Origin of the sequence: Pseudomonas donghuensis (assembly GCF_000259195.1) — a bacterium.
GTDB lineage: Bacteria > Pseudomonadota > Gammaproteobacteria > Pseudomonadales > Pseudomonadaceae > Aquipseudomonas > Aquipseudomonas donghuensis.
Genome location: NZ_JH650757.1, coordinates 415086 through 434445, shown reverse-complemented (window position 1 = coordinate 434445; position 19360 = coordinate 415086). Strand labels below are relative to the sequence as shown.

The following is a 19360-nucleotide window of genomic DNA, read 5'->3' as shown; positions in this document are numbered from 1 at the left end:
GAAGACGACCAGGAAGGTCATGGTGGCGGTCCACGCCACCCAATGGCTGAGCGCTTTCGCGGTTACCTGCCGGTAGTGGTCGACGTTGAAACCGGCGGTTTCAATTGCGCGACCGACGCCCTGCTGGAGATCGCCGCAGTCACCATCGGCATGGACGAAAAAGGTTTCCTGTTCCCGGAACACACCTATTTCTTCCGCGTCGAGCCGTTCGAAGGCGCCAACATCGAGCAGGCCGCCCTGGAGTTCACCGGAATCAAGCTCGACCACCCGCTGCGCATGGCCGTCAGCGAAGAGTCGGCCCTGACCGACATCTTCCGTGGCGTGCGCAAGGCGCTCAAGGCCAATGGCTGCAAACGGGCGATCCTGGTCGGTCACAACAGCAGCTTCGACCTGGGCTTCCTCAATGCCGCCGTGGCCCGCCACGACATGAAGCGCAACCCGTTTCATCCGTTCTCAAGCTTCGACACCGCCACCCTGGCCGGCCTTGCCTATGGCCAGACCGTGCTGGCGCGGGCCTGCCAGAGCGCCGACATCGACTTCGATGGCCGTGAGGCGCACTCGGCGCGTTACGACACCGAGAAGACTGCCGAGCTGTTCTGCGGCATCGTCAACCGCTGGAAAGAAATGGGCGGCTGGCAGGACTTCAACGACTGACGCTGGGGCAAGCCCGCTCCTACAGGCATAAAAAAACCGGCCATCAGGCCGGTTTTTTTATACCTGGCAATTACAGCTTGCCAGCGTTCTCGCTCAGGTAAGCAGCAACGCCTTCTGGCGAAGCGGTCATGCCCTTGTCGCCTTTTTTCCAGTTGGCAGGGCAGACTTCGCCGTGCTCTTCGTGGAACTGCAGGGCGTCGACCAGACGCAGCAGCTCGTCCATGTTACGGCCCAGTGGCAGGTCGTTGACGATTTGCGAGCGGACAACGCCCTTGTCGTCGATCAGGAAGGCGCCACGGAAAGCCACGCCGCCTTCGGACTCTACGTCGTAGGCCTTGGCGATGTCGTGCTTCATGTCAGCAGCCATGATGTACTGGACCTGACCGATGCCGCCGGCATTGATCGGGGTGTTGCGCCAGGCGTTGTGGGTGAAGTGCGAGTCGATCGACACGGCGATCACTTCAACGTTGCGCGCCTTGAATTCAGCCATGCGGTGGTCCAGAGCGATCAGCTCGGACGGGCAGACGAAGGTGAAGTCCAGCGGGTAGAAGAACACCAGGCCGTACTTGCCTTTGATGGCCGAAGCCAGGTTGAAGCTGTCGACGATTTCGCCGTTGCCCAGAACAGCTGGAACGGTGAAGTCCGGGGCATTTTTGCCAACGAGTACGCTCATGCGATATCTCCTGATGGGGTGGAATCATCTTGCACAGGCCAGCATGCACCGGCCTGGCATCGAAATGGCCGACCATCATACACCGCCCGGAGCCGCTCGCCGAGTTTCAGTCCGAACGCTCGACAATCAGCCGTTGGTCGCTCTAGTCCGCGCCCTGCAGAAAGAGCTTTGACAAGCATTCTCATTAACATTAAGCTTCTTCGAATTGAGCCTTAACCAGCGATGGCCAGCCCTATGTATGTGTGTCTTTGTGTTGGTGTGACCGACGGACAGATCCGCGATGCGATCTATGAAGGATGCTGCAGCTACAAGGAAGTCAGAAGCGCCACCAACGTGGCAAGCCAGTGTGGCAAATGTGCCTGCCTGGCCAAGCAGGTAGTGCGCGAAACCCTCACCGAGCTTCAGGTCAGCCAGGCTGCCCTGCCCTATCCTGTAGAATTTACGGCAGCATAATTCAGCGAATTCCAAGAACCGGACCCAGTGTCCGGTTTTTTTATGCCTGTAATTCAAGTAGTTAGGGGTTTAACGCGGAACACAAACATTCTTATTCCGATTAATTTTCATTTATTATTCAATAACTTAGGTTTGACAGTAGAAGTTGCGAAGCTCAGACTTGCCTTGATAGACACACTTACAGGGCAGGACCCCATCATGAAAGGCGACGTTAGCGTCATCCAGCATCTCAACAAGATCCTCGGAAACGAGCTGGTCGCAATCAACCAATACTTCCTGCATGCCCGCATGTACGAAGACTGGGGCCTGGAGAAGCTCGGCAAGCACGAGTACAAAGAATCCATCGAAGAGATGAAACACGCTGACAAACTGATCAAGCGTATTCTGTTCCTCGAAGGCATCCCCAACGTCCAGGACCTGGGCAAGTTGCTGATTGGTGAGCACACCAAGGAAATGCTTGAGTGCGACCTGAAGATCGAGCAAAAAGGCCTGGTCGACCTCAAGGCCGCCATCGCCCACTGCGAGACCGTCGGCGACTTCGGCAGCCGTGAACTGCTCGAAGACATCCTCGAAGCCGAGGAAGAGCACATCGACTGGCTGGAAACCCAGTTGAGCCTGATCGACAAGATCACCCTGGAGAACTACCTGCAGTCGCAGATGGGCGAGTAAGTTCCCCCCCTGCCCTACAGGCAAAAAAAGCCCCGCATTGCGGGGCTTTTTTTTGACCAAACCTGGAATCAGGCCTTGTCAGCGGCCTTGGCTGCAGCTTCCTTGATCAGGGTCTGCAGTTCGCCGTTGGCAAACATTTCAGCCATGATGTCGGAACCGCCGACCAGCTCGCCAGCAACCCACAGTTGCGGGAAGGTTGGCCAGTTAGCGTACTTTGGCAGGTTGGCGCGGATTTCCGGATTCTGCAGGATATCCACGTAAGCGAATTTCTCGCCGCAGCCCATCACGGCTTGCGCCGCCTTGGCCGAAAAGCCGCACTGCGGGGCATTCGGCGAGCCTTTCATGTAAAGCAGAATGGTGTTGTTGGCAATCTGCTCTTTGATTGTTTCGATAATATCCATGAAGCACCTCGCGGCTGAACTTTCCGACCTGGTTGTCGGCACGGTGACGCATTGTATCGGAAAGCCAAGCAGGACGCTCGGCCTTGCCGATATCAGGCCGCAACCACCTGCACTGGCACGCCATTGAGCGCCGCGTTGCCCGACACTGCATCGAACTGGCGCTCATCGGTGAGGTCGTTGGCACTGGCGCCGGGGTGCGCCTGGGCGATCTCCAGGCGCACTCCGGCACGGGCATGGCCAAAGCCATGGGGCAAGCTGACCACCCCCGGCATCATGTCGCTGCTGGCCTGCACCTCGACCTCGATTTCGCCTACCCGCGAGCTGACCCGCACCCGTTGGCCGTCCTGCAAGTGGCGACCGGCCAGGTCATCCGGGTGCATCAGCAGTTGATGGCGCGGCTTGCCTTTGACCAGGCGGTGGTAGTTATGCATCCAGGAATTATTGCTGCGTACATGGCGACGACCGATCAGCAGCAGTTGATCCGCCGCCAGCGGCTGTTGCCCGGCAAAGCGCTGCAGGTCGCCGAGCATCTCCCGCGGTGCGGCTTGAATCCGTTGGTTAGGCGTCTTCAAGCGCGCGGCAAGGTTGGGCTGCAGCGGCCCCAGGTCGATGCCATGGGGGTGCTGGTCGAGGGTCTCAAGCGACAGTTTGAACGCCGAGGCTTCACCGTATCGGCCCTGGCGCAGGCCGATATCAATCATCTGCGCCGGCGCCAGGGTCGGCTTCAACGGCTTGTTACTGCGGGCGGCAAAAGCCTTGGCCAGGCCGACGAAGATCTCCCAGTCATGCAAGGCGCCTTCGGGTTTGGGCAGGACAGCCCGGTTGAAGCGGCTCACGTTGCGTACTGCCAACAGGTTGAAGGTGGTGTCGTAGTGATCATTTTCCAGTGCCGAGGTGGACGGCAGGATCAGGTCGGCGTAACGGGTGGTCTCGTTGATGTACAGGTCGATGCTGAGCATGAACTCAAGGCCGTCCAGGGCCCGCTCCAACTGCCGGCCATTGGGCGTGGACAGCACCGGGTTGCCCGCGACCGTCACCAGCGCGCGAACCTGCCCCTCACCTTCGACTAGCATCTCTTCGGCCAGGGCCGCCACCGGCAATTCGCCGCCGTACTCGGGCAGCCCCGAGACCCGGCTCTGCCAGGCATTGAAATGACCACCCGAAGTACTGGCCACCAGATCCACCGCGGGTTCGGTACACAGGGCACCCCCCACGCGGTCGAGGTTGCCGCTGACCAGGTTGATCAGCTGCACCAGCCAATGGCACAAGGTGCCGAAGGCCTGGGTCGAGATGCCCATGCGCCCGTAACAGACTGCCTTGTCGGCGGCGGCAAAGTCCCGGGCCAACTGGCGAATTACCTGCGCCTGGACGCCGCACAGCGGGCTCATGGCCTCGGGCGTGAACGGCGCGATCGCCGCTTGCACCTCGCCCAGGCCCTCCACCGGCAGGCTCGGTTGGCGGGTCAAGCCTTCGGCAAACAACGTATTGAGCAGGCCACACAGCAACGCGGCGTCGCCGCCGGGGCGAATGAACAGATGCTGATCCGCCATGGCCGCCGTCTCGCTGCGGCGCGGATCGACCACCACCAGCTTGCCACCACGGGCCTGGATTGCCTTGAGACGCTTCTCGACATCCGGCACGGTCATGATGCTGCCGTTGGAGGCCAGCGGGTTGCCGCCCAGGATCAGCATGAACGCGGTGTTGTCGATGTCCGGGATCGGCAGCAACAGGCCATGGCCGTACATCAGGTAGCTGGTCAGGTGATGCGGCAGTTGGTCCACCGAGGTGGCAGAGAAGCGGTTACGGGTCTTGAGCAGGCCGAGGAAGTAGTTGCTGTGGGTCATCAGCCCGTAGTTGTGCACGCTCGGGTTGCCTTGATACACCGCCACGGCGTTTTGCCCGTGGGCCTGCTGGATGGCCCAGAGCTTTTGCGCGGCCAGTTCGAAGGCCTCTTCCCAACTGATCGCCTGCCAGCTGTCACCGACACGCTTGTGCGGCGCCCGCAGGCGGTCCGGGTCATTCTGGATATCCTGCAAGGCCACCGCCTTGGGGCAGATGTGGCCGCGGCTGAAGCGGTCCTCGGGGTCACCCTTGATCGAGGTGATGCGCGGGACGACATCGGGCTGGTGGGTGATTTCCAGGGTCAAGCCGCAGATGGCTTCACACAGATGACAGGCACGGTGATGCAGGGTCTTGTTCATGGCCACCTCTTGCTTGGGTGTCTGGGATGAACTGACTATGAGCCTGGCCCGGCGCACGTACCAGCGAGGTTTGTCACGTGAATCTTCGGGCATCAGGCGTAGCGATTCGCAACCGGCCCGCCGCCCGGTTTGCCAAGGCGCAGGCAGGCAGTGTAAAACCCTTGTGTAACGTATAAAAAAAGCTTCTGTCCAATGGGTTACGACACTGCCTGAAACATCGGCGACGAAACCCCCTCTTGGTATGACGCGACATTTAATTATAGTATTGCGTCTTCCCCTAATTCGTCGCCCCGTGCGGCTTTCGCCGCAGGTCACTTCCGTTGTTTTGAAAAACCGGTATGGCTGATCTGCGGTCTGTTGCAAAAAGGTAGTCAAACATGAGCGCTAGGCACTTTCTCTCCCTGATGGATTTCACACCCGACGAACTGCTCAGTGTGATCCGTCGAGGTATCGAGCTGAAGGACCTGCGTAACCGCGGCGTACTGTTCGAACCGCTGAAAAACCGCGTGCTGGGGATGATCTTCGAAAAATCCTCGACCCGCACTCGCCTGTCGTTCGAAGCCGGCATGATCCAGCTCGGTGGCCAGGCCATCTTCCTCTCGCCACGGGACACCCAGCTGGGCCGTGGCGAACCGATCGGCGACTGCGCCATCGTCATGTCGCGCATGCTCGATGCGGTGATGATTCGTACCTTTGCCCACAGCACCCTGACCGAATTCGCCGCCAACTCGCGGGTGCCCGTCATCAACGGCCTGTCCGACGACCTGCACCCGTGCCAGTTGCTGGCCGACATGCAGACCTTCCTCGAACACCGCGGCGCCATCCAGGGCAAGACCGTGGCCTGGATCGGCGATGGCAACAACATGTGCAACAGCTATATAGAGGCGGCCATCCAGTTCGACTTCCAGCTGCGCATCGCCTGCCCGGCCGAATTCGAGCCCAATGCGCAGTTCCTGGCCCAGGCCGGTGACCGCGTACAGATCTTCCGTGAACCCAAGGCTGCGGTGCAGGGCGCCCACCTGGTGAGCACCGATGTCTGGACTTCCATGGGTCAGGAAGAGGAAACTGCACGGCGTCTGGCCTTGTTCGCGCCTTACCAGGTAACCCGCGAACTGCTCGACCTGGCAGCACCCGATGCCCTGTTCATGCACTGCCTGCCCGCCCACCGCGGCGAGGAAATCAGCCTGGACCTGCTCGACGACCCCCGTTCGGTCGCCTGGGACCAGGCCGAAAACCGCTTGCATGCACAGAAGGCGCTTCTCGAATTTCTTGTTGAACCGGCCTATCACCACGCATGAGTCAACCTTTACTGCTTAACCTGCGCGAGCTCGCCTGTGGCTATGGCGAGCAGCGCATCGTCCAGAACCTCAACCTGCACCTGAACGCCGGCGACATCGGTTGCCTGCTGGGCTCCTCGGGGTGCGGCAAGACCACCACCCTGCGCGCCATTGCCGGTTTCGAGCCGGTGCACGAAGGCGAGATCCAGCTGGGTGGCGAGGTCATCTCCAGGGCCGGGTTCACCCTGGCCCCGGAGAAACGCCGGATCGGCATGGTGTTCCAGGACTACGCGCTGTTCCCGCACCTGACCGTGGCCGAGAACATCGCCTTCGGCATCGGCAAGCATCCTCAGCAACGCCAGGTGGTCGAAGAGATGCTTGAGCTGGTCAAGCTCGGCGGCCTGGGCAAACGCTACCCCCACGAGCTTTCCGGCGGCCAGCAGCAGCGTGTGGCCCTGGCCCGCGCGCTGGCTCCCGAGCCGCAATTGCTGCTGCTCGACGAACCGTTCTCCAACCTTGATGTGGAGCTGCGCCGGCGCCTGAGCCATGAAGTGCGCGACATTCTCAAAAGCCGTGGCACCAGCGCGATCCTGGTCACTCACGATCAGGAAGAGGCCTTTGCCGTCAGCGATCACGTCGGTGTATTCAAGGAAGGTCGTCTGGAGCAATGGGACACCCCCTACAACCTCTACCACGAACCGCTGACACCATTCGTGGCCAGTTTCATTGGCCAGGGCTATTTCATTCGCGGCCAGTTGACCAGCCCTGAATCGGTACGCACCGAACTCGGTGAGCTGCGCGGCAACCGTGCCTACACCCTGACGCCTGGCAGCGCCGTGGACGTGTTGCTGCGCCCGGATGACATCATCCATGCGCCGCACAGCGAACTGAAGGCGTTGATCGTGGGCAAGAGCTTCCTCGGTGCCGCGACCCTGTATCGCCTGCAACTGCCTACCGGCAGCCAGCTGGAAGCGATCTTCCCAAGCCACAACGACCATCAGGTCGGTGCCGAAGTAGGGATTGAAGTGGCGGCGGACCACCTGGTGGTGTTTGCCGTACCGGGCAGCGTGGCGGCGCAGTTGCCGGTGCCGGAGAACGGCGTTCGCCGGTACAGCTCGACGGTCTGATGCAGGGCCAATCGCGGGGCAAGCCCGCTCCTACAAAGGTCAATGTAGGCGCTGGCTTGCCCCGCGATGCTTTCAAAGCATCAAAGTCCCACTGGCCACCAGCCTGGCATACCCAGCAATCTTCACCCGCTCCCCCTCCAGCCGGCAGAACAACTCCCCGCCGCGACTCGAACACTGAAACGCCCGCAGCTCGCGCTTGCCCAGACGCTGCGCCCAGTACGGGATCAGGCTGCAATGGGTAGAACCTGTCACCGGATCCTCGGGAATACCGATTCCCGGTGCGAAATAACGCGAGACAAAATCGTGCTCGATACCGGGCGCAGTGACGATCACCCCGAGCCCCGGTAATTGCGCCAGCGCCGCCATGTCCGGCGTACAGGCACGCAACACCTGCTCGGACTCAACCCGCACCAGCAGTTCGTTGGTTTTCCAGACTTCCAGCACCGGGCAGCCCAGGGCTTGAGCCACCGGCACCCGGTCATTCAAGGGCTGCGGCTCGACCCGCGGGAAATCCAGCTGCAAACGCCCGCCTTCGCGGCTTACGCTCAGCGGGCCGGATTTACTCTGGAACAGCAGCCGCTCACTCGGCTCTTTATAGACCTCCAGCAACACATGAGCACTGGCCAGGGTCGCGTGGCCACACAGCGGCACTTCAGTGGTCGGGGTGAACCAGCGAATCTGCCAGCCTTCGGCATGGGGAACGACGAACGCAGTCTCGGCCAGGTTGTGTTCGGCGGCAATCTGTTGCATCAACTCATCGGCGAGCCAGCGCTCCAGGCGATAGACCATGGCCGGGTTGCCGGCAAAGGGACGGTCGCTGAAGGCATCGACCTGATGGAACTCAAGCTGCATGGGACAGATCTCTCGATGGCGGGCCACAGAGCATGCCCGCCAAGCGGCAAAGACCGACAGAGACAGAATCAACCGATTTTGAACATACAGATGTCAGTCACGGCCAATGGCGGCGAATTTGCCCTGGGTATGCTCGGCCAGCAGCGCAGCCGCCAGTTCGACTTCCAGCCCTCGGCGGCCAGCACTGACGAAAATTGTTTCAAAGGATTCAGCGGTTTCGTCAATGAAAGTGCGCAAGCGCTTCTTCTGCCCCAGCGGGCTGATTCCGCCCAGCAGGTAACCGGTCGAACGCTGAGCCGCCGCCGGATCCGCCATCTCGCATTTCTTCACCCCGGCAGCATGGGCCAGGCCCTTCAGGTCCAGGCTACCGACCACCGGCACCACCGCCACCAGCAACTCGCCCTTTTCGCTACTGGCCAGCAAGGTCTTGAACACCCGCGCAGGCTCAAGGTTGAGCTTCTCCGCCGCTTCCAGCCCGTAGGATGCTGCCTTGGGATCATGTTCGTAACTGTGGATGTGGTGTTCGGCGCGAACCTTTTTCAGCAGATCCAGGGCGGGGGTCATACAGGGCTCCAGACAGTAGGGTGAATGCCATTTCGCTGGCTACTTTAGGGCAAAACCCCAAGCGCAACCAACGCCCATCACCGTCACCAATAGTCAGATTGTGAATGGTGGTTCACTTTCGACCTTTGACATAAGCGTTTCTTGTCTATATTTTTTCGATTATGAATATAGTCATGCCCCGATAAGGTGCATTTTCTGCCGCCGCCCGACCGAAATGGGGATTTCTGTCGGGCTTTTGTCGAGCGCTCACTGCGCCTCACAACAACAAGAACCGAGGTAACGAATGACGACTGCTCTGAGACAACCAACACTTTCAAGCCAGTGCATGGCCGAATTTCTCGGCACTGCGCTGCTGATCTTTTTCGGCACCGGCTGCGTCGCTGCGCTCAAGGTGGCGGGTGCCAGCTTTGGCCTGTGGGAAATCAGCATCATCTGGGGCGTCGGCGTGAGCATGGCGATCTACCTCACCGCCGGGGTTTCCGGTGCGCACCTGAACCCGGCCGTGAGCATCGCCCTGTGCCTGTTCGCCGGTTTCGAGAAGCACAAACTGCCGTTCTACATCGTCGCCCAGATTGCCGGCGCCTTCTGTGGCGCAGCGTTGGTTTACACGCTATACAGCAACCTGTTCTTCGATTTCGAACAGGCCCATGAAATGATCCGTGGCAGCCAGGCCAGCCTCGAATTGGCCTCGGTGTTCTCCACCTACCCGCACCCGGCGCTGTCCACTGGCCAGGCCTTTTTGGTCGAAGTGATCATCACCGCCGTACTGATGGCGGTGATCATGGCCTTGACCGATGACAACAACGGCCTGCCGCGCGGCGCCATGGCGCCCCTGCTGATCGGCCTGCTGATTGCCGTGATCGGCAGCGCCATGGGCCCGCTGACCGGCTTTGCGATGAACCCGGCACGGGATTTCGGGCCCAAGCTGATGACCTTCCTCGCCGGCTGGGGCGAAGTCGCCTTTACTGGCGGTCGTGATATTCCCTATTTCCTGATTCCGATTTTTGCGCCGATCATAGGAGCGAGCCTTGGGGCCGCCCTGTACCGCGGCGTGATCGCCCGCAACCTGCCGGTTGCCGAGAGCGAAAGCGCCCAGACCGACGCCAACCCTCAGGGCAAGACCCAGGCGTCCTGATGCCTGCAGTGGCGAGCCAGGCTCGCCCCGCCCTGATCTCCACCCTATTAAGTGCAAGGCCAACGACATGACAGACACCCAGAACAAGAACTACATCATTGCCCTGGACCAGGGCACGACCAGTTCGCGGGCCATCATTTTCGACCGTGACGCCAACGTGGTTGGCACCTCGCAACGCGAATTCGCACAGCATTACCCACAAGCCGGCTGGGTCGAGCACGACCCCATGGAAATCTTCGCCACCCAGAGCGCGACCATGGTCGAAGCCCTGGCCCAGGCAGGCCTGAGTCACGACCAGGTAGCAGCCATCGGTATCACCAACCAGCGTGAAACCACCGTGGTCTGGGACAAGGAAACCGGCCGCCCGGTGTACAACGCCATCGTCTGGCAATGCCGGCGCAGCACCGAGATCTGCGAACAGCTCAAGCGTGACGGCCTGCAGGACTACATCCGCGAAACCACCGGTCTGGTCACCGACCCGTACTTCTCCGGCACCAAGCTCAAGTGGATCCTCGACAACGTCGAAGGCGCCCGTGAGCGCGCCGAGCGTGGCGACCTGCTGTTCGGCACTGTCGACAGCTGGCTGATCTGGAAATTCTCCGGTGGCAAGGTCCACGTCACCGACTACACCAACGCCTCGCGCACCATGCTCTTCAACATCCACACCCTGGAGTGGGACGAGAAGATGCTTGAAGTGCTGAACATCCCGCGGCAGATGCTGCCCCAGGTGCGCAGCTCCTCGGAAGTCTACGGCCGCACCAAGAGCGGTATCGCCATTGCCGGTATCGCTGGCGACCAGCAAGCCGCGCTGTTCGGCCAGATGTGCGTGGAACCGGGCCAGGCCAAGAACACCTACGGCACCGGCTGCTTCTTGCTGATGAACACCGGCGACAAGGCGGTCAAATCTTCCCACGGCCTGCTCACCACCATCGCCTGCGGCCCTCGCGGCGAAGTGGCCTACGCCCTGGAAGGCGCCGTTTTCAACGGCGGTTCCACCGTGCAGTGGCTGCGTGACGAACTGAAGATCGTCAACGACGCCCACGACACCGAATACTTCGCCAGCAAGGTCAAAGACAGCAACGGCGTGTACCTGGTACCGGCCTTCACCGGCCTTGGCGCACCGTACTGGGACCCCTATGCCCGTGGCGCACTGTTTGGCCTGACCCGCGGGGTCAAGGTCGATCACATCATCCGCGCGGCGCTGGAGTCGATCGCCTACCAGACCCGCGACGTGCTCGACGCCATGCAACAGGACTGCGGCCAACGCCTGAGCGAGCTGCGGGTGGATGGTGGCGCCGTCGCCAACAACTTCCTCATGCAGTTCCAGGCCGACATCCTCGGCACCTGCGTCGAACGCCCGCAAATGCGTGAAACCACTGCCCTCGGCGCTGCCTACCTGGCGGGCCTGGCCTGTGGTTTCTGGAGCAGCCTGGATGAACTGCGCGGCAAGGCAATCATCGAGCGCGAGTTCAACCCGCAACTGGATGAAGTGCAGAAAGAGAAGCTGTACGCCGGCTGGCTGAAAGCAGTGGATCGCACCCGCGATTGGGAACCACACGACGAGTGAGCAGTAGAAACAAGCTGTAAGCTACAAGCTGCAAGCCTGTAGGCCGCGAATCATCTTGTGGCTTGCAGCTTGCAGCTTGAGCTGTTTTCATGGCGCAATTTTCCCGGCTGCCCAAAAGGACCGCCCATGAATCTGCCCCCTCGCCAACAACAAATCCTCGAACTGGTTCGCGAACGCGGCTATGTCAGTATCGAAGAAATGGCGCAGTTGTTCGTCGTTACCCCGCAAACCATCCGTCGAGACATCAACCAACTGGCAGAAGTTAATCTGCTGCGTCGCTACCACGGTGGCGCGGCTTACGACTCCAGTATCGAAAACACCGCCTACGCCATGCGCGCCGACCAGATGCGCGACGAGAAGCAGCGCATCGCCGAAGCGATCGCCGCGCAGATTCCCGACCACGCCTCGCTGTTCATCAACATCGGCACCACCACCGAATCCATCGCCCGCGCCCTGCTCAACCACAACCACCTGAAGATCATCACCAACAACCTGCACGTGGCCTCGATCCTCAGTGCCAAGGATGATTTCGAAGTGCTGCTGGCCGGCGGCAATGTGCGCCGTGACGGTGGCGTGGTCGGCCAGGCCAGTGTCGACTTCATCAACCAGTTCAAGGTCGATTTCGCCCTCGTCGGCATCAGCGGCATCGATGAAGACGGCAGCCTGCTGGATTTCGACTACCAGGAAGTACGGGTATCCCAGGCGATCATCGCCAATGCCCGCCAGGTCATCCTCGCCGCCGACTCAAGCAAGTTCGGCCGTAACGCTATGGTGCGCCTGGGCTCTATCAGCCTGATCGACTGCCTGGTGACCGACCAGGCGCCAGTGCCCGCCCTCACCCAGTTACTCAACCAGTACAAGATCCGCCTCGAAGTGGTCTGAGCGGCCACAAGCTGCCATCGCGACGATGGCAGCTCGAATGTTCGTTATTTTTCATTTATTTGTCATCTGATCAGTATTTTCTATGGAAAGTGACTGGCGAGCAGCATTTTGTTGCGCTAGTATTTTCGAAAGTGAACATCGATGTTCAGATTCGATGTCGGAAAGACCTTCAGGAGGCCACCCGTGTCCCAATCCAGCTTGTCATCGCCCGCCCTTGCCGACATTTATGACCTCGCCGTAATCGGCGGCGGCATCAACGGCGTGGGGATTGCCGCCGATGCAGCCGGACGCGGTCTTCACGTGTTCCTTTGCGAAAAGGACGACCTGGCCAGCCACACATCCTCAGCCAGCAGCAAGCTGATCCACGGCGGCCTGCGCTACCTGGAACATTACGAATTCCGCTTGGTGCGCGAAGCCCTGGCCGAGCGTGAAGTGCTGCTGGCCAAGGCGCCGCACATCGTCAAGCCGATGCGCTTCGTGCTGCCGCACCGCCCGCACCTGCGTCCGGCATGGATGATCCGCGCCGGCCTGTTCCTTTACGATCACCTGGGCAAGCGCAAGCAGCTCGGTGCTTCGCGCAGCTTGCGTTTCGGCCCGGGCAATCCGCTCAAGCCGGCAATCACCCGCGGTTTCGAATATGCCGACTGTGCTGTCGACGATGCCCGCCTGGTGGTGCTCAATGCCATGGCCGCCCGTGAAAAAGGCGCCGACATCCGCACCCGTACCCGTTGCGTCAGCGCCCATCGGGTCGATGGTGTATGGAACGTGCAACTGGAAAACGCCGACGGCAGCCAGCAATCGATCCGTGCTCGCGCGCTGGTCAACGCTGCTGGCCCGTGGGTAGCCAAGTTCATCCAGGATGACCTGAAGCTCGACGCGCCCTACGGCATTCGCCTGATCCAGGGCAGCCACCTGATCGTGCCCAAGTTGTACGACGGCGAACATGCCTACATCCTGCAAAACGAAGACCAGCGTATCGTCTTCGCCATTCCGTACCTGGAACGCTTCACCCTGATCGGCACCACCGACCGCGAATACACCGGCGACCCGGCCAAAGTGGCAATCACCGAGGGCGAGACCGATTACCTGCTGAAAGTGGTCAACGAACACTTCAATCACCAGCTCAGCCGCGCCGATATCCTGCACACCTATTCCGGTGTTCGTCCGCTGTGCAACGACGAGTCCGACAACCCGTCGGCCGTCACTCGCGATTACACCCTGGCGCTGTCGGCCAGCACTGGCGAAGCACCGCTGCTGTCGGTGTTCGGCGGCAAGCTGACCACCTACCGCAAACTGGCCGAGTCGGCGATGAGCGAGCTGGCACCGTTCTTCCCGCAGATGCGCGGCAGCTGGACGGCTACCGCGCCACTACCGGGCGGTGAAGACATGAGCACCCCGCAAGCGCTGGTCGACGCCATCCTGGCCCGCTGCGGCTGGCTGCCGGCCGAGATCGCCAAGCGTTGGGCACGCACCTACGGCAGCCGCGTCTGGCGCTTGCTCGAAGGCGTGCAGGGCCCGCAGGACCTGGGCGAGGCCATTGGTGGCGGCCTGTTCAGCCGTGAGGTGGACTACCTGTGCAGCGAAGAATGGGCGGTGAATGCCGACGACATCCTCTGGCGCCGGAGCAAGCTGGGCCTGTTCACGACCGCTACAGAGCAGCAGGCTTTGCAGGAGTACCTTCAGCGCCTGGAACTGAACCGCGCACGCGTACAAGCTGCCTAGCTGCTGACCCACATCGCGGGGCAAGCCCGCTCCTACACTGGGAGCAGGCTTGCCCTGGAACGCGGCTCATCATTCGGTTTTCCGAACGCCAAACCCCGCCGCATTCGGCCATCCGGACGAATCCTACCTCCCGCAAATCGTCAAAAAAGATTAATCCCCCGTTTTTTCATGGCGTTATGATCGAAATCAGGGCTTGGCACGAGTCATGCTCTACACTCAGTACCCGAATGCGCAAAACGCTTCACTGCAGTGTTCGCTGAACGAAAGAGCCCGCCAACGGCTCCATAAAAAAAACAACGTCGAGGAAATTTTGATGCGTATCGTTCCCCATCTGTTGGGCGCCGCTGTTGCGGCCGCTTTGATCAGCACGCCAGCCTTCGCTGCCGAACTGACCGGCACCCTGAAAAAGATCAACGAGTCGGGCACCATTACCCTGGGGCACCGTGACGCTTCCATTCCGTTCTCCTACATCGCCGACGCTTCGGGCAAACCCGTCGGTTACTCCCATGACATCCAACTGGCAATCGTCGAGTCCCTGAAAAAGGACCTGAACAAGCCGGACCTGCAAGTCAAATACAACCTCGTTACCTCCCAGACCCGTATCCCGCTGGTCCAGAACGGCACCGTTGACGTCGAGTGTGGCTCGACCACCAACAACGTCGAGCGCCAGCAGCAAGTGGCCTTCTCGGTCGGCATCTTCGAAGTCGGTACTCGCCTGCTGACCAAGGCCGAAGACGGCAAGCCGGAAAACGCCAAGTACAAGGACTTCCCGGACCTGGCCGGCAAGAACGTGGTGACCACCGCCGGTACCACTTCCGAGCGCATCCTCAAGGCCATGAACGCCGACAAGCAGATGAAGATGAACGTCATCTCGGCCAAGGACCATGGCGAGTCGTTCCAGATGCTTGAGTCCGGCCGCGCCGTGGCTTTCATGATGGACGACGCGCTGCTCGCCGGTGAAATGGCCAAGGCCAAGAACCCGAAGGGCTGGGCCATCGTCGGTACGCCGCAGTCCTATGAAATCTACGGCTGCATGGTCCGCAAGGAAGACCCGGCGTTCAAGGCTGCGGTCGACAAGGCCATCGTCAACCTCTACAAGTCGGGCGAGATCAACAAGATCTACGACAAGTGGTTCAACCAGCCAGTCCCGCCTAAAGGCCTGAACCTGCAGTTCCCGATGAGCGACGAGCTCAAGGCGTTGATCGCCAATCCTACCGACAAAGCTGCAGACGAAAAGAAGTCCTGATCCCCAGCTAGTTAGTGTCTAACCTTTCATCCGAGGGCGCCCTGCGCCCCCGGATGCTCGAAGGTGCCCGTGAAATAACTGATCTGAGGGGAGATCCCGATGAATTACAACTGGGACTGGGGCGTATTCTTCAAGTCCACCGGCGTGGGCAGCGAAACCTATCTGGACTGGTACCTCACCGGCCTGGGCTGGACCATCGCCATTGCCATCGCCGCCTGGATCATCGCATTGCTGCTGGGTTCGGTACTCGGCGTCATGCGCACCGTACCGAACCGTCTGGTGTCGGGCATTGCCACCGCCTACGTGGAACTCTTTCGTAACGTACCGCTGCTGGTGCAGCTGTTCATCTGGTACTTCTTGGTACCGGACCTGCTGCCCGAGAACTTGCAGGAGTGGTACAAGCAGGACCTCAACCCGACCACCTCGGCGCTGATCAGCGTGGTCGTCTGCCTGGGCCTGTTCACCGCCGCCCGCGTCTGCGAGCAGGTGCGTACCGGTATCCAGGCGCTGCCCCGCGGCCAGGAAGCCGCCGCCCGCGCCATGGGCTTCAGCCTGCCGCAGGTGTACTGGAACGTGCTGCTGCCGCAAGCCTACCGGATCATCATTCCGCCGCTGACCTCGGAATTTTTGAACGTGTTCAAGAACTCCTCGGTGGCCTCGCTGATCGGCCTGATGGAACTGCTGGCGCAAACCAAGCAGACCGCCGAGTTCTCGGCCAACCTGTTTGAAGCCTTCACCCTGGCCACCCTGATTTACTTCACCCTGAACATGGGCCTGATGCTGCTGATGCGCATGGTCGAGAAGAAAGTCGCCGTGCCTGGCCTGATCTCCGTGGGGGGCAAATAATGGACTTCAGTGGAATCATCCCTGCCCTGCCGGGCCTGTGGAACGGCATGGTCATGACCCTGCAACTGATGGTCATGGGTGTGGTCGGCGGTATCGTGCTCGGTACCCTCCTGGCGCTGATGCGCCTGTCGTCGAGCAAGCTGCTGTCGAACGTTGCTGGCGCCTACGTCAACTACTTCCGTTCCATTCCGCTGCTGCTGGTCATCACCTGGTTCTACCTGGCGGTGCCGTTCGTACTGCGCTGGATCACCGGCGAAGACACCCCGGTCGGGGCCTTCACCTCCTGCGTCGTGGCGTTCATGATGTTCGAGGCGGCGTATTTCTGTGAAATCGTCCGTGCCGGCGTGCAGTCGATCTCCAAGGGCCAGATGGGCGCAGCCCAAGCCCTGGGCATGACCTATGGCCAGACCATGCGCCTGATCATCCTGCCCCAGGCGTTCCGCAAGATGACCCCGCTGCTGCTGCAGCAGAGCATCATCCTGTTCCAGGACACCTCGCTGGTGTACACCGTCGGCCTGGTCGACTTCCTCAACTCGGCACGGGCCAGTGGCGACATCATCGGGCGCTCCAATGAGTTCCTGGTCTTCGCCGGCGCCGTGTACTTCGTCATCAGCTTCTCCGCTTCCTTCCTGGTCAAGCGTCTGCAGAAAAGGATAACCGTATGATCTCCATCAAGAACGTCAACAAGTGGTACGGGGACTTCCAGGTTCTGACCGACTGCAACACCGAGGTCAAGAAAGGCGAAGTGGTCGTGGTCTGCGGCCCGTCGGGCTCGGGCAAATCGACCCTGATCAAGTGCGTCAACGCCCTGGAGCCCTTCCAGAAGGGTGACATCGTCGTCGATGGCACCTCGATTGCCGACCCCAAGACCAACCTGCCGCAGCTGCGCTCGCGGGTCGGCATGGTGTTCCAGCACTTCGAGCTGTTCCCGCACCTGACCATCACCGAGAACCTGACCATTGCCCAGCGCAAGGTGTTGGGCCGCAGTGAAGCCGAAGCAACCAAGAAGGGCCTGGCCCTGCTTGAGCGCGTCGGCCTCAGTGCACACGCCAAGAAGCACCCGGGGCAACTGTCCGGTGGCCAGCAGCAGCGTGTGGCCATCGCCCGCGCCCTGTCGATGGACCCGATCGTCATGCTGTTCGACGAACCGACCTCGGCACTGGACCCGGAAATGGTCAGCGAAGTACTCGACGTAATGGTCGAACTGGCTCACGAAGGCATGACCATGATGTGCGTGACCCACGAAATGGGCTTTGCCCGCAAGGTCGCCAATCGGGTGATCTTCATGGACAAGGGCAGCATCATCGAAGACTGCACCAAGGAAGAATTCTTTGGTGACCAGAGCGTACGCGACCAGCGTACCCAGCACTTCCTCAGCAAGATCCTGCAACACTGAGGTGATCATCACGCTCTGTCCGGTGCACGCCGGCAGAGCGTGCTGGTCGTACCAAGGCTACTGTGATGAAATGCGACCCTACGCTCTTTCGCCCTGCCAAGCCTGCCCTTGCCGTGAAACCCCGTCTGATCCGCCAACTGCTGTTACCGCCACTGATCATCCTGCTGATGATCGGCCTGGGTGTGGCCGGCTTCATGATCAGCGAACACAACGGCATCCGCACCTTGAGCGAAAACGGCGAGCGCCAGCTCGAGCTGCACGCGCGCGCGGTCGAGAGCGAAATCAGCAAGTACACCTACCTGCCAAGCTTGCTGGAACTGGAAAGCAGCGTTTCCAGCCTGCTGACCGAACCCGACGGCGAACACCGCCAGGCGGTCAACGAATACCTCGAAGGCCTGAACCGGCGCAGCCGCAGTCGGGCGATCTTTGTCCTGGACACCAGCGGCCGGGTCCAGGCCACCAGCAACTGGCGCGATATCGACAGTTTCCTCGGCGAAGACCTGTCGTTCCGCGCCTATTTCCAGGATGCCGTACGCGGTCAGCCCGGGCGCTTCTATGGCATTGGCAGCACCACCGGGGAGCCTGGCTATTTCCTTGCCCACGGCCTGGAAGAACACGGCAAGATCATTGGCGTGGCGGTGATCAAGGTGCGCCTGGAAGCCATGGAAGAACGCTGGCAGCGGGCCCGCCTCGAGGCCTTTGTCAGCGACGAGAACGGCATCATCATCCTCTCCAGCGACCCGGCGCGGCGACTCAAGTCGGTGCGCCCGCTGACCCCGGAAATCAAGGAACGCCTGGCCCGCAGCCTGCAATATTACTGGTGGCCGCTGAATGAACTGCAACCGCTGTCGCGGGAAAAAATCGCCGACGGTGTCGAGAAGCTGAGCTTCCCGGCCAATGCCGAACTCGGCGATGGCCGCCGCGAAGTGGCTTATCTGGCGCAAACCCGGCGCCTGAGCGACACGCCCTGGCACTTTACCTTGCTCACGCCCTTGCAGGACCTGCGCCGCGAATCCATGGTCCAGGGCATTCTGGTCGGCGTTGCCTTGGCCTTGCTCGCGATCTTGCTGATCGCCTGGAACGAACGGCGCAAGGTGATCGCCACCCGCCTGGCCGCCCGTGAAGCACTGGAAGAGGCCAACAGCCAACTGGAACGCAAGATCGCCGAACGCACTGCCGACCTGCGCGCCAGCAACGAACGCCTCAAGGGCCAGATCCGCGAACGCCGGCATGCCGAACAGACTTTGCGCCACGCCCAGGATGAACTGGTCCAGGCCGGCAAGTTGGCAGCCATCGGCCAGATGTCGACCAGCATCGCCCATGAACTGAACCAGCCGCTGGCCGCCCTGCGCACCTTGTCAGGCAACAGCGTTCGCTTCCTCGAACGCGGCGCGCTGGAAACCGTCAGCACCAACCTGCGCACCATGAACGACCTGATCGACCGCATGGGCCGTATCACTGCCAGCCTGCGCTCCTTCGCCCGCCGCGGTGAAGACAGCGGCAAGGCCTCCCTGAGCAAGGCCGTCGAGGCCAGCCTGCAGGTGCTGGGCAACCGCATCGCCGGCTGCCACTTGCAGTTGCACAGCAATTACGCGGACCCGACGCTGGCCATCGACCAGACCCGCCTGGAGCAGATCCTGGTCAACCTGATCGGCAACGCCCTTGATGCCATGGCCGCGCAACCCATGCCGCAGT

The 19360-nt window shown here is 61.0% G+C and carries 19 protein-coding genes; 14 read left to right on the top strand and 5 right to left on the bottom strand.

Annotated elements, in window-relative coordinates:
- Positions 1-42: 42 nt before the first annotated feature.
- Positions 43-654 (top strand): ribonuclease T, encoded by a 612-nt coding sequence (rnt, locus tag UW3_RS0104230; RefSeq protein ID WP_249684437.1) that lies wholly within the window; start codon positions 43-45, stop codon positions 652-654.
- Positions 655-724: 70 nt separating this feature from the next.
- Here the strand turns inward: rnt and UW3_RS0104225 are convergent, their stop codons facing one another.
- On the bottom strand, positions 725-1327 hold the full coding sequence (locus UW3_RS0104225; RefSeq protein ID WP_010221038.1) for a peroxiredoxin: 603 nt from the start codon (positions 1325-1327) through the stop codon (positions 725-727).
- 234 nt (positions 1328-1561) lie between these two features.
- Here UW3_RS0104225 and UW3_RS0104220 point away from each other — a divergent pair, with 234 nt between their 5' ends.
- Together UW3_RS0104220 and bfr are read left to right on the top strand one after the other, a co-directional pair.
- Positions 1562-1780, top strand: a complete 219-nt coding sequence (locus UW3_RS0104220; protein ID WP_010221037.1) for a bacterioferritin-associated ferredoxin — start codon at positions 1562-1564, stop codon at positions 1778-1780.
- A 198-nt stretch (positions 1781-1978) separates the two neighbouring features.
- On the top strand, positions 1979-2449 hold the full coding sequence (gene bfr, locus UW3_RS0104215) for a bacterioferritin (RefSeq protein WP_010221036.1): 471 nt from the start codon (positions 1979-1981) through the stop codon (positions 2447-2449).
- A gap of 68 nt (positions 2450-2517) precedes the next feature.
- Here the strand turns inward: bfr and grxD are convergent, their stop codons facing one another.
- Positions 2518-2850 carry a Grx4 family monothiol glutaredoxin gene (gene grxD / locus UW3_RS0104210; RefSeq protein WP_010221035.1) on the bottom strand — a complete coding sequence of 111 codons (333 nt, stop codon included), beginning with the start codon at positions 2848-2850 and terminating at the stop codon, positions 2518-2520.
- Between the two features lie 92 nt (positions 2851-2942).
- Positions 2943-5051 (bottom strand): molybdopterin oxidoreductase family protein, encoded by a 2109-nt coding sequence (locus UW3_RS0104205; protein WP_010221034.1) that lies wholly within the window; start codon positions 5049-5051, stop codon positions 2943-2945.
- 377 nt (positions 5052-5428) lie between these two features.
- On the opposite strand from UW3_RS0104205, the gene argF reads away from it, so the two are divergent.
- A complete protein-coding gene (gene argF, locus UW3_RS0104200) occupies positions 5429-6349 on the top strand; it encodes an ornithine carbamoyltransferase (protein WP_010221033.1) in 921 nt (306 codons plus the stop codon).
- The gene (locus UW3_RS0104195; RefSeq protein ID WP_010221032.1) at positions 6346-7455 is read left to right on the top strand and encodes an ABC transporter ATP-binding protein; all 1110 of its coding nucleotides are present in this window, start codon (positions 6346-6348) and stop codon (positions 7453-7455) included. The genes argF and UW3_RS0104195 overlap by 4 nt, the downstream gene beginning before the upstream one ends.
- 72 nt (positions 7456-7527) lie before the next feature.
- Here UW3_RS0104195 and UW3_RS0104190 read toward each other — a convergent pair whose 3' ends face one another.
- Both UW3_RS0104190 and ybaK read right to left on the bottom strand, forming a co-directional pair.
- Complete coding sequence (locus tag UW3_RS0104190) at positions 7528-8307, bottom strand: PhzF family phenazine biosynthesis protein (RefSeq protein WP_010221031.1); 780 nt, start codon at positions 8305-8307, stop codon at positions 7528-7530.
- 93 nt (positions 8308-8400) lie between these two features.
- Positions 8401-8871: a Cys-tRNA(Pro) deacylase gene (gene ybaK / locus UW3_RS0104185; RefSeq protein WP_010221030.1), complete on the bottom strand. Its 471-nt coding sequence runs from the start codon at positions 8869-8871 to the stop codon at positions 8401-8403.
- A gap of 283 nt (positions 8872-9154) precedes the next feature.
- On the opposite strand from ybaK, the gene UW3_RS0104180 reads away from it, so the two are divergent.
- The 9 genes from UW3_RS0104180 to aauS all read left to right on the top strand — a co-directional run.
- A complete protein-coding gene (locus tag UW3_RS0104180) occupies positions 9155-10006 on the top strand; it encodes an MIP/aquaporin family protein (protein WP_010221029.1) in 852 nt (283 codons plus the stop codon).
- A 67-nt stretch (positions 10007-10073) separates the two neighbouring features.
- Positions 10074-11573 carry a glycerol kinase GlpK gene (gene glpK, locus UW3_RS0104175; RefSeq protein WP_010221028.1) on the top strand — a complete coding sequence of 500 codons (1500 nt, stop codon included), beginning with the start codon at positions 10074-10076 and terminating at the stop codon, positions 11571-11573.
- A 126-nt stretch (positions 11574-11699) separates the two neighbouring features.
- The gene (locus UW3_RS0104170) at positions 11700-12455 is read left to right on the top strand and encodes a DeoR/GlpR family transcriptional regulator (RefSeq protein WP_010221027.1); all 756 of its coding nucleotides are present in this window, start codon (positions 11700-11702) and stop codon (positions 12453-12455) included.
- A gap of 183 nt (positions 12456-12638) precedes the next feature.
- The gene (gene glpD / locus UW3_RS0104165; protein ID WP_010221026.1) at positions 12639-14177 is read left to right on the top strand and encodes a glycerol-3-phosphate dehydrogenase; all 1539 of its coding nucleotides are present in this window, start codon (positions 12639-12641) and stop codon (positions 14175-14177) included.
- Between the two features lie 313 nt (positions 14178-14490).
- The gene (locus tag UW3_RS0104160; protein WP_010221025.1) at positions 14491-15423 is read left to right on the top strand and encodes a glutamate/aspartate ABC transporter substrate-binding protein; all 933 of its coding nucleotides are present in this window, start codon (positions 14491-14493) and stop codon (positions 15421-15423) included.
- A gap of 99 nt (positions 15424-15522) precedes the next feature.
- On the top strand, positions 15523-16269 hold the full coding sequence (locus tag UW3_RS0104155) for an amino acid ABC transporter permease (RefSeq protein WP_010221024.1): 747 nt from the start codon (positions 15523-15525) through the stop codon (positions 16267-16269).
- Entirely contained in the window at positions 16266-16934 is a 669-nt protein-coding gene (locus tag UW3_RS0104150; protein WP_162471123.1) for an ABC transporter permease subunit, read from the top strand. Before UW3_RS0104155 ends, UW3_RS0104150 begins: the two co-directional genes overlap by 4 nt.
- A complete protein-coding gene (locus tag UW3_RS0104145) occupies positions 16931-17665 on the top strand; it encodes an amino acid ABC transporter ATP-binding protein (protein WP_010221022.1) in 735 nt (244 codons plus the stop codon). The genes UW3_RS0104150 and UW3_RS0104145 overlap by 4 nt, the downstream gene beginning before the upstream one ends.
- A 65-nt stretch (positions 17666-17730) precedes the next feature.
- Positions 17731-19360 (top strand): two-component sensor histidine kinase AauS (gene aauS / locus UW3_RS26480; protein WP_010221021.1); only part of this gene is annotated, 1630 nt, incomplete at its 3' end.

Coding starts and splice junctions, on each gene's coding strand:
- UW3_RS0104220 (WP_010221037.1), top strand. CDS start 1,562: ATGTATGTGTGTCTTTGTGTTGGTGTGACCGACGGACAGATCCGCGAT.
- UW3_RS0104180 (WP_010221029.1), top strand. CDS start 9,155: ATGACGACTGCTCTGAGACAACCAACACTTTCAAGCCAGTGCATGGCC.
- UW3_RS0104160 (WP_010221025.1), top strand. CDS start 14,491: ATGCGTATCGTTCCCCATCTGTTGGGCGCCGCTGTTGCGGCCGCTTTG.
- rnt (WP_249684437.1), top strand. CDS start 43: ATGGCTGAGCGCTTTCGCGGTTACCTGCCGGTAGTGGTCGACGTTGAA.
- UW3_RS0104155 (WP_010221024.1), top strand. CDS start 15,523: ATGAATTACAACTGGGACTGGGGCGTATTCTTCAAGTCCACCGGCGTG.
- UW3_RS0104225 (WP_010221038.1), bottom strand. CDS start 1,327: ATGAGCGTACTCGTTGGCAAAAATGCCCCGGACTTCACCGTTCCAGCT.
- bfr (WP_010221036.1), top strand. CDS start 1,979: ATGAAAGGCGACGTTAGCGTCATCCAGCATCTCAACAAGATCCTCGGA.
- UW3_RS0104170 (WP_010221027.1), top strand. CDS start 11,700: ATGAATCTGCCCCCTCGCCAACAACAAATCCTCGAACTGGTTCGCGAA.
- UW3_RS0104145 (WP_010221022.1), top strand. CDS start 16,931: ATGATCTCCATCAAGAACGTCAACAAGTGGTACGGGGACTTCCAGGTT.
- grxD (WP_010221035.1), bottom strand. CDS start 2,850: ATGGATATTATCGAAACAATCAAAGAGCAGATTGCCAACAACACCATT.
- UW3_RS0104205 (WP_010221034.1), bottom strand. CDS start 5,051: ATGAACAAGACCCTGCATCACCGTGCCTGTCATCTGTGTGAAGCCATC.
- UW3_RS0104195 (WP_010221032.1), top strand. CDS start 6,346: ATGAGTCAACCTTTACTGCTTAACCTGCGCGAGCTCGCCTGTGGCTAT.
- glpK (WP_010221028.1), top strand. CDS start 10,074: ATGACAGACACCCAGAACAAGAACTACATCATTGCCCTGGACCAGGGC.
- ybaK (WP_010221030.1), bottom strand. CDS start 8,871: ATGACCCCCGCCCTGGATCTGCTGAAAAAGGTTCGCGCCGAACACCAC.
- argF (WP_010221033.1), top strand. CDS start 5,429: ATGAGCGCTAGGCACTTTCTCTCCCTGATGGATTTCACACCCGACGAA.
- UW3_RS0104190 (WP_010221031.1), bottom strand. CDS start 8,307: ATGCAGCTTGAGTTCCATCAGGTCGATGCCTTCAGCGACCGTCCCTTT.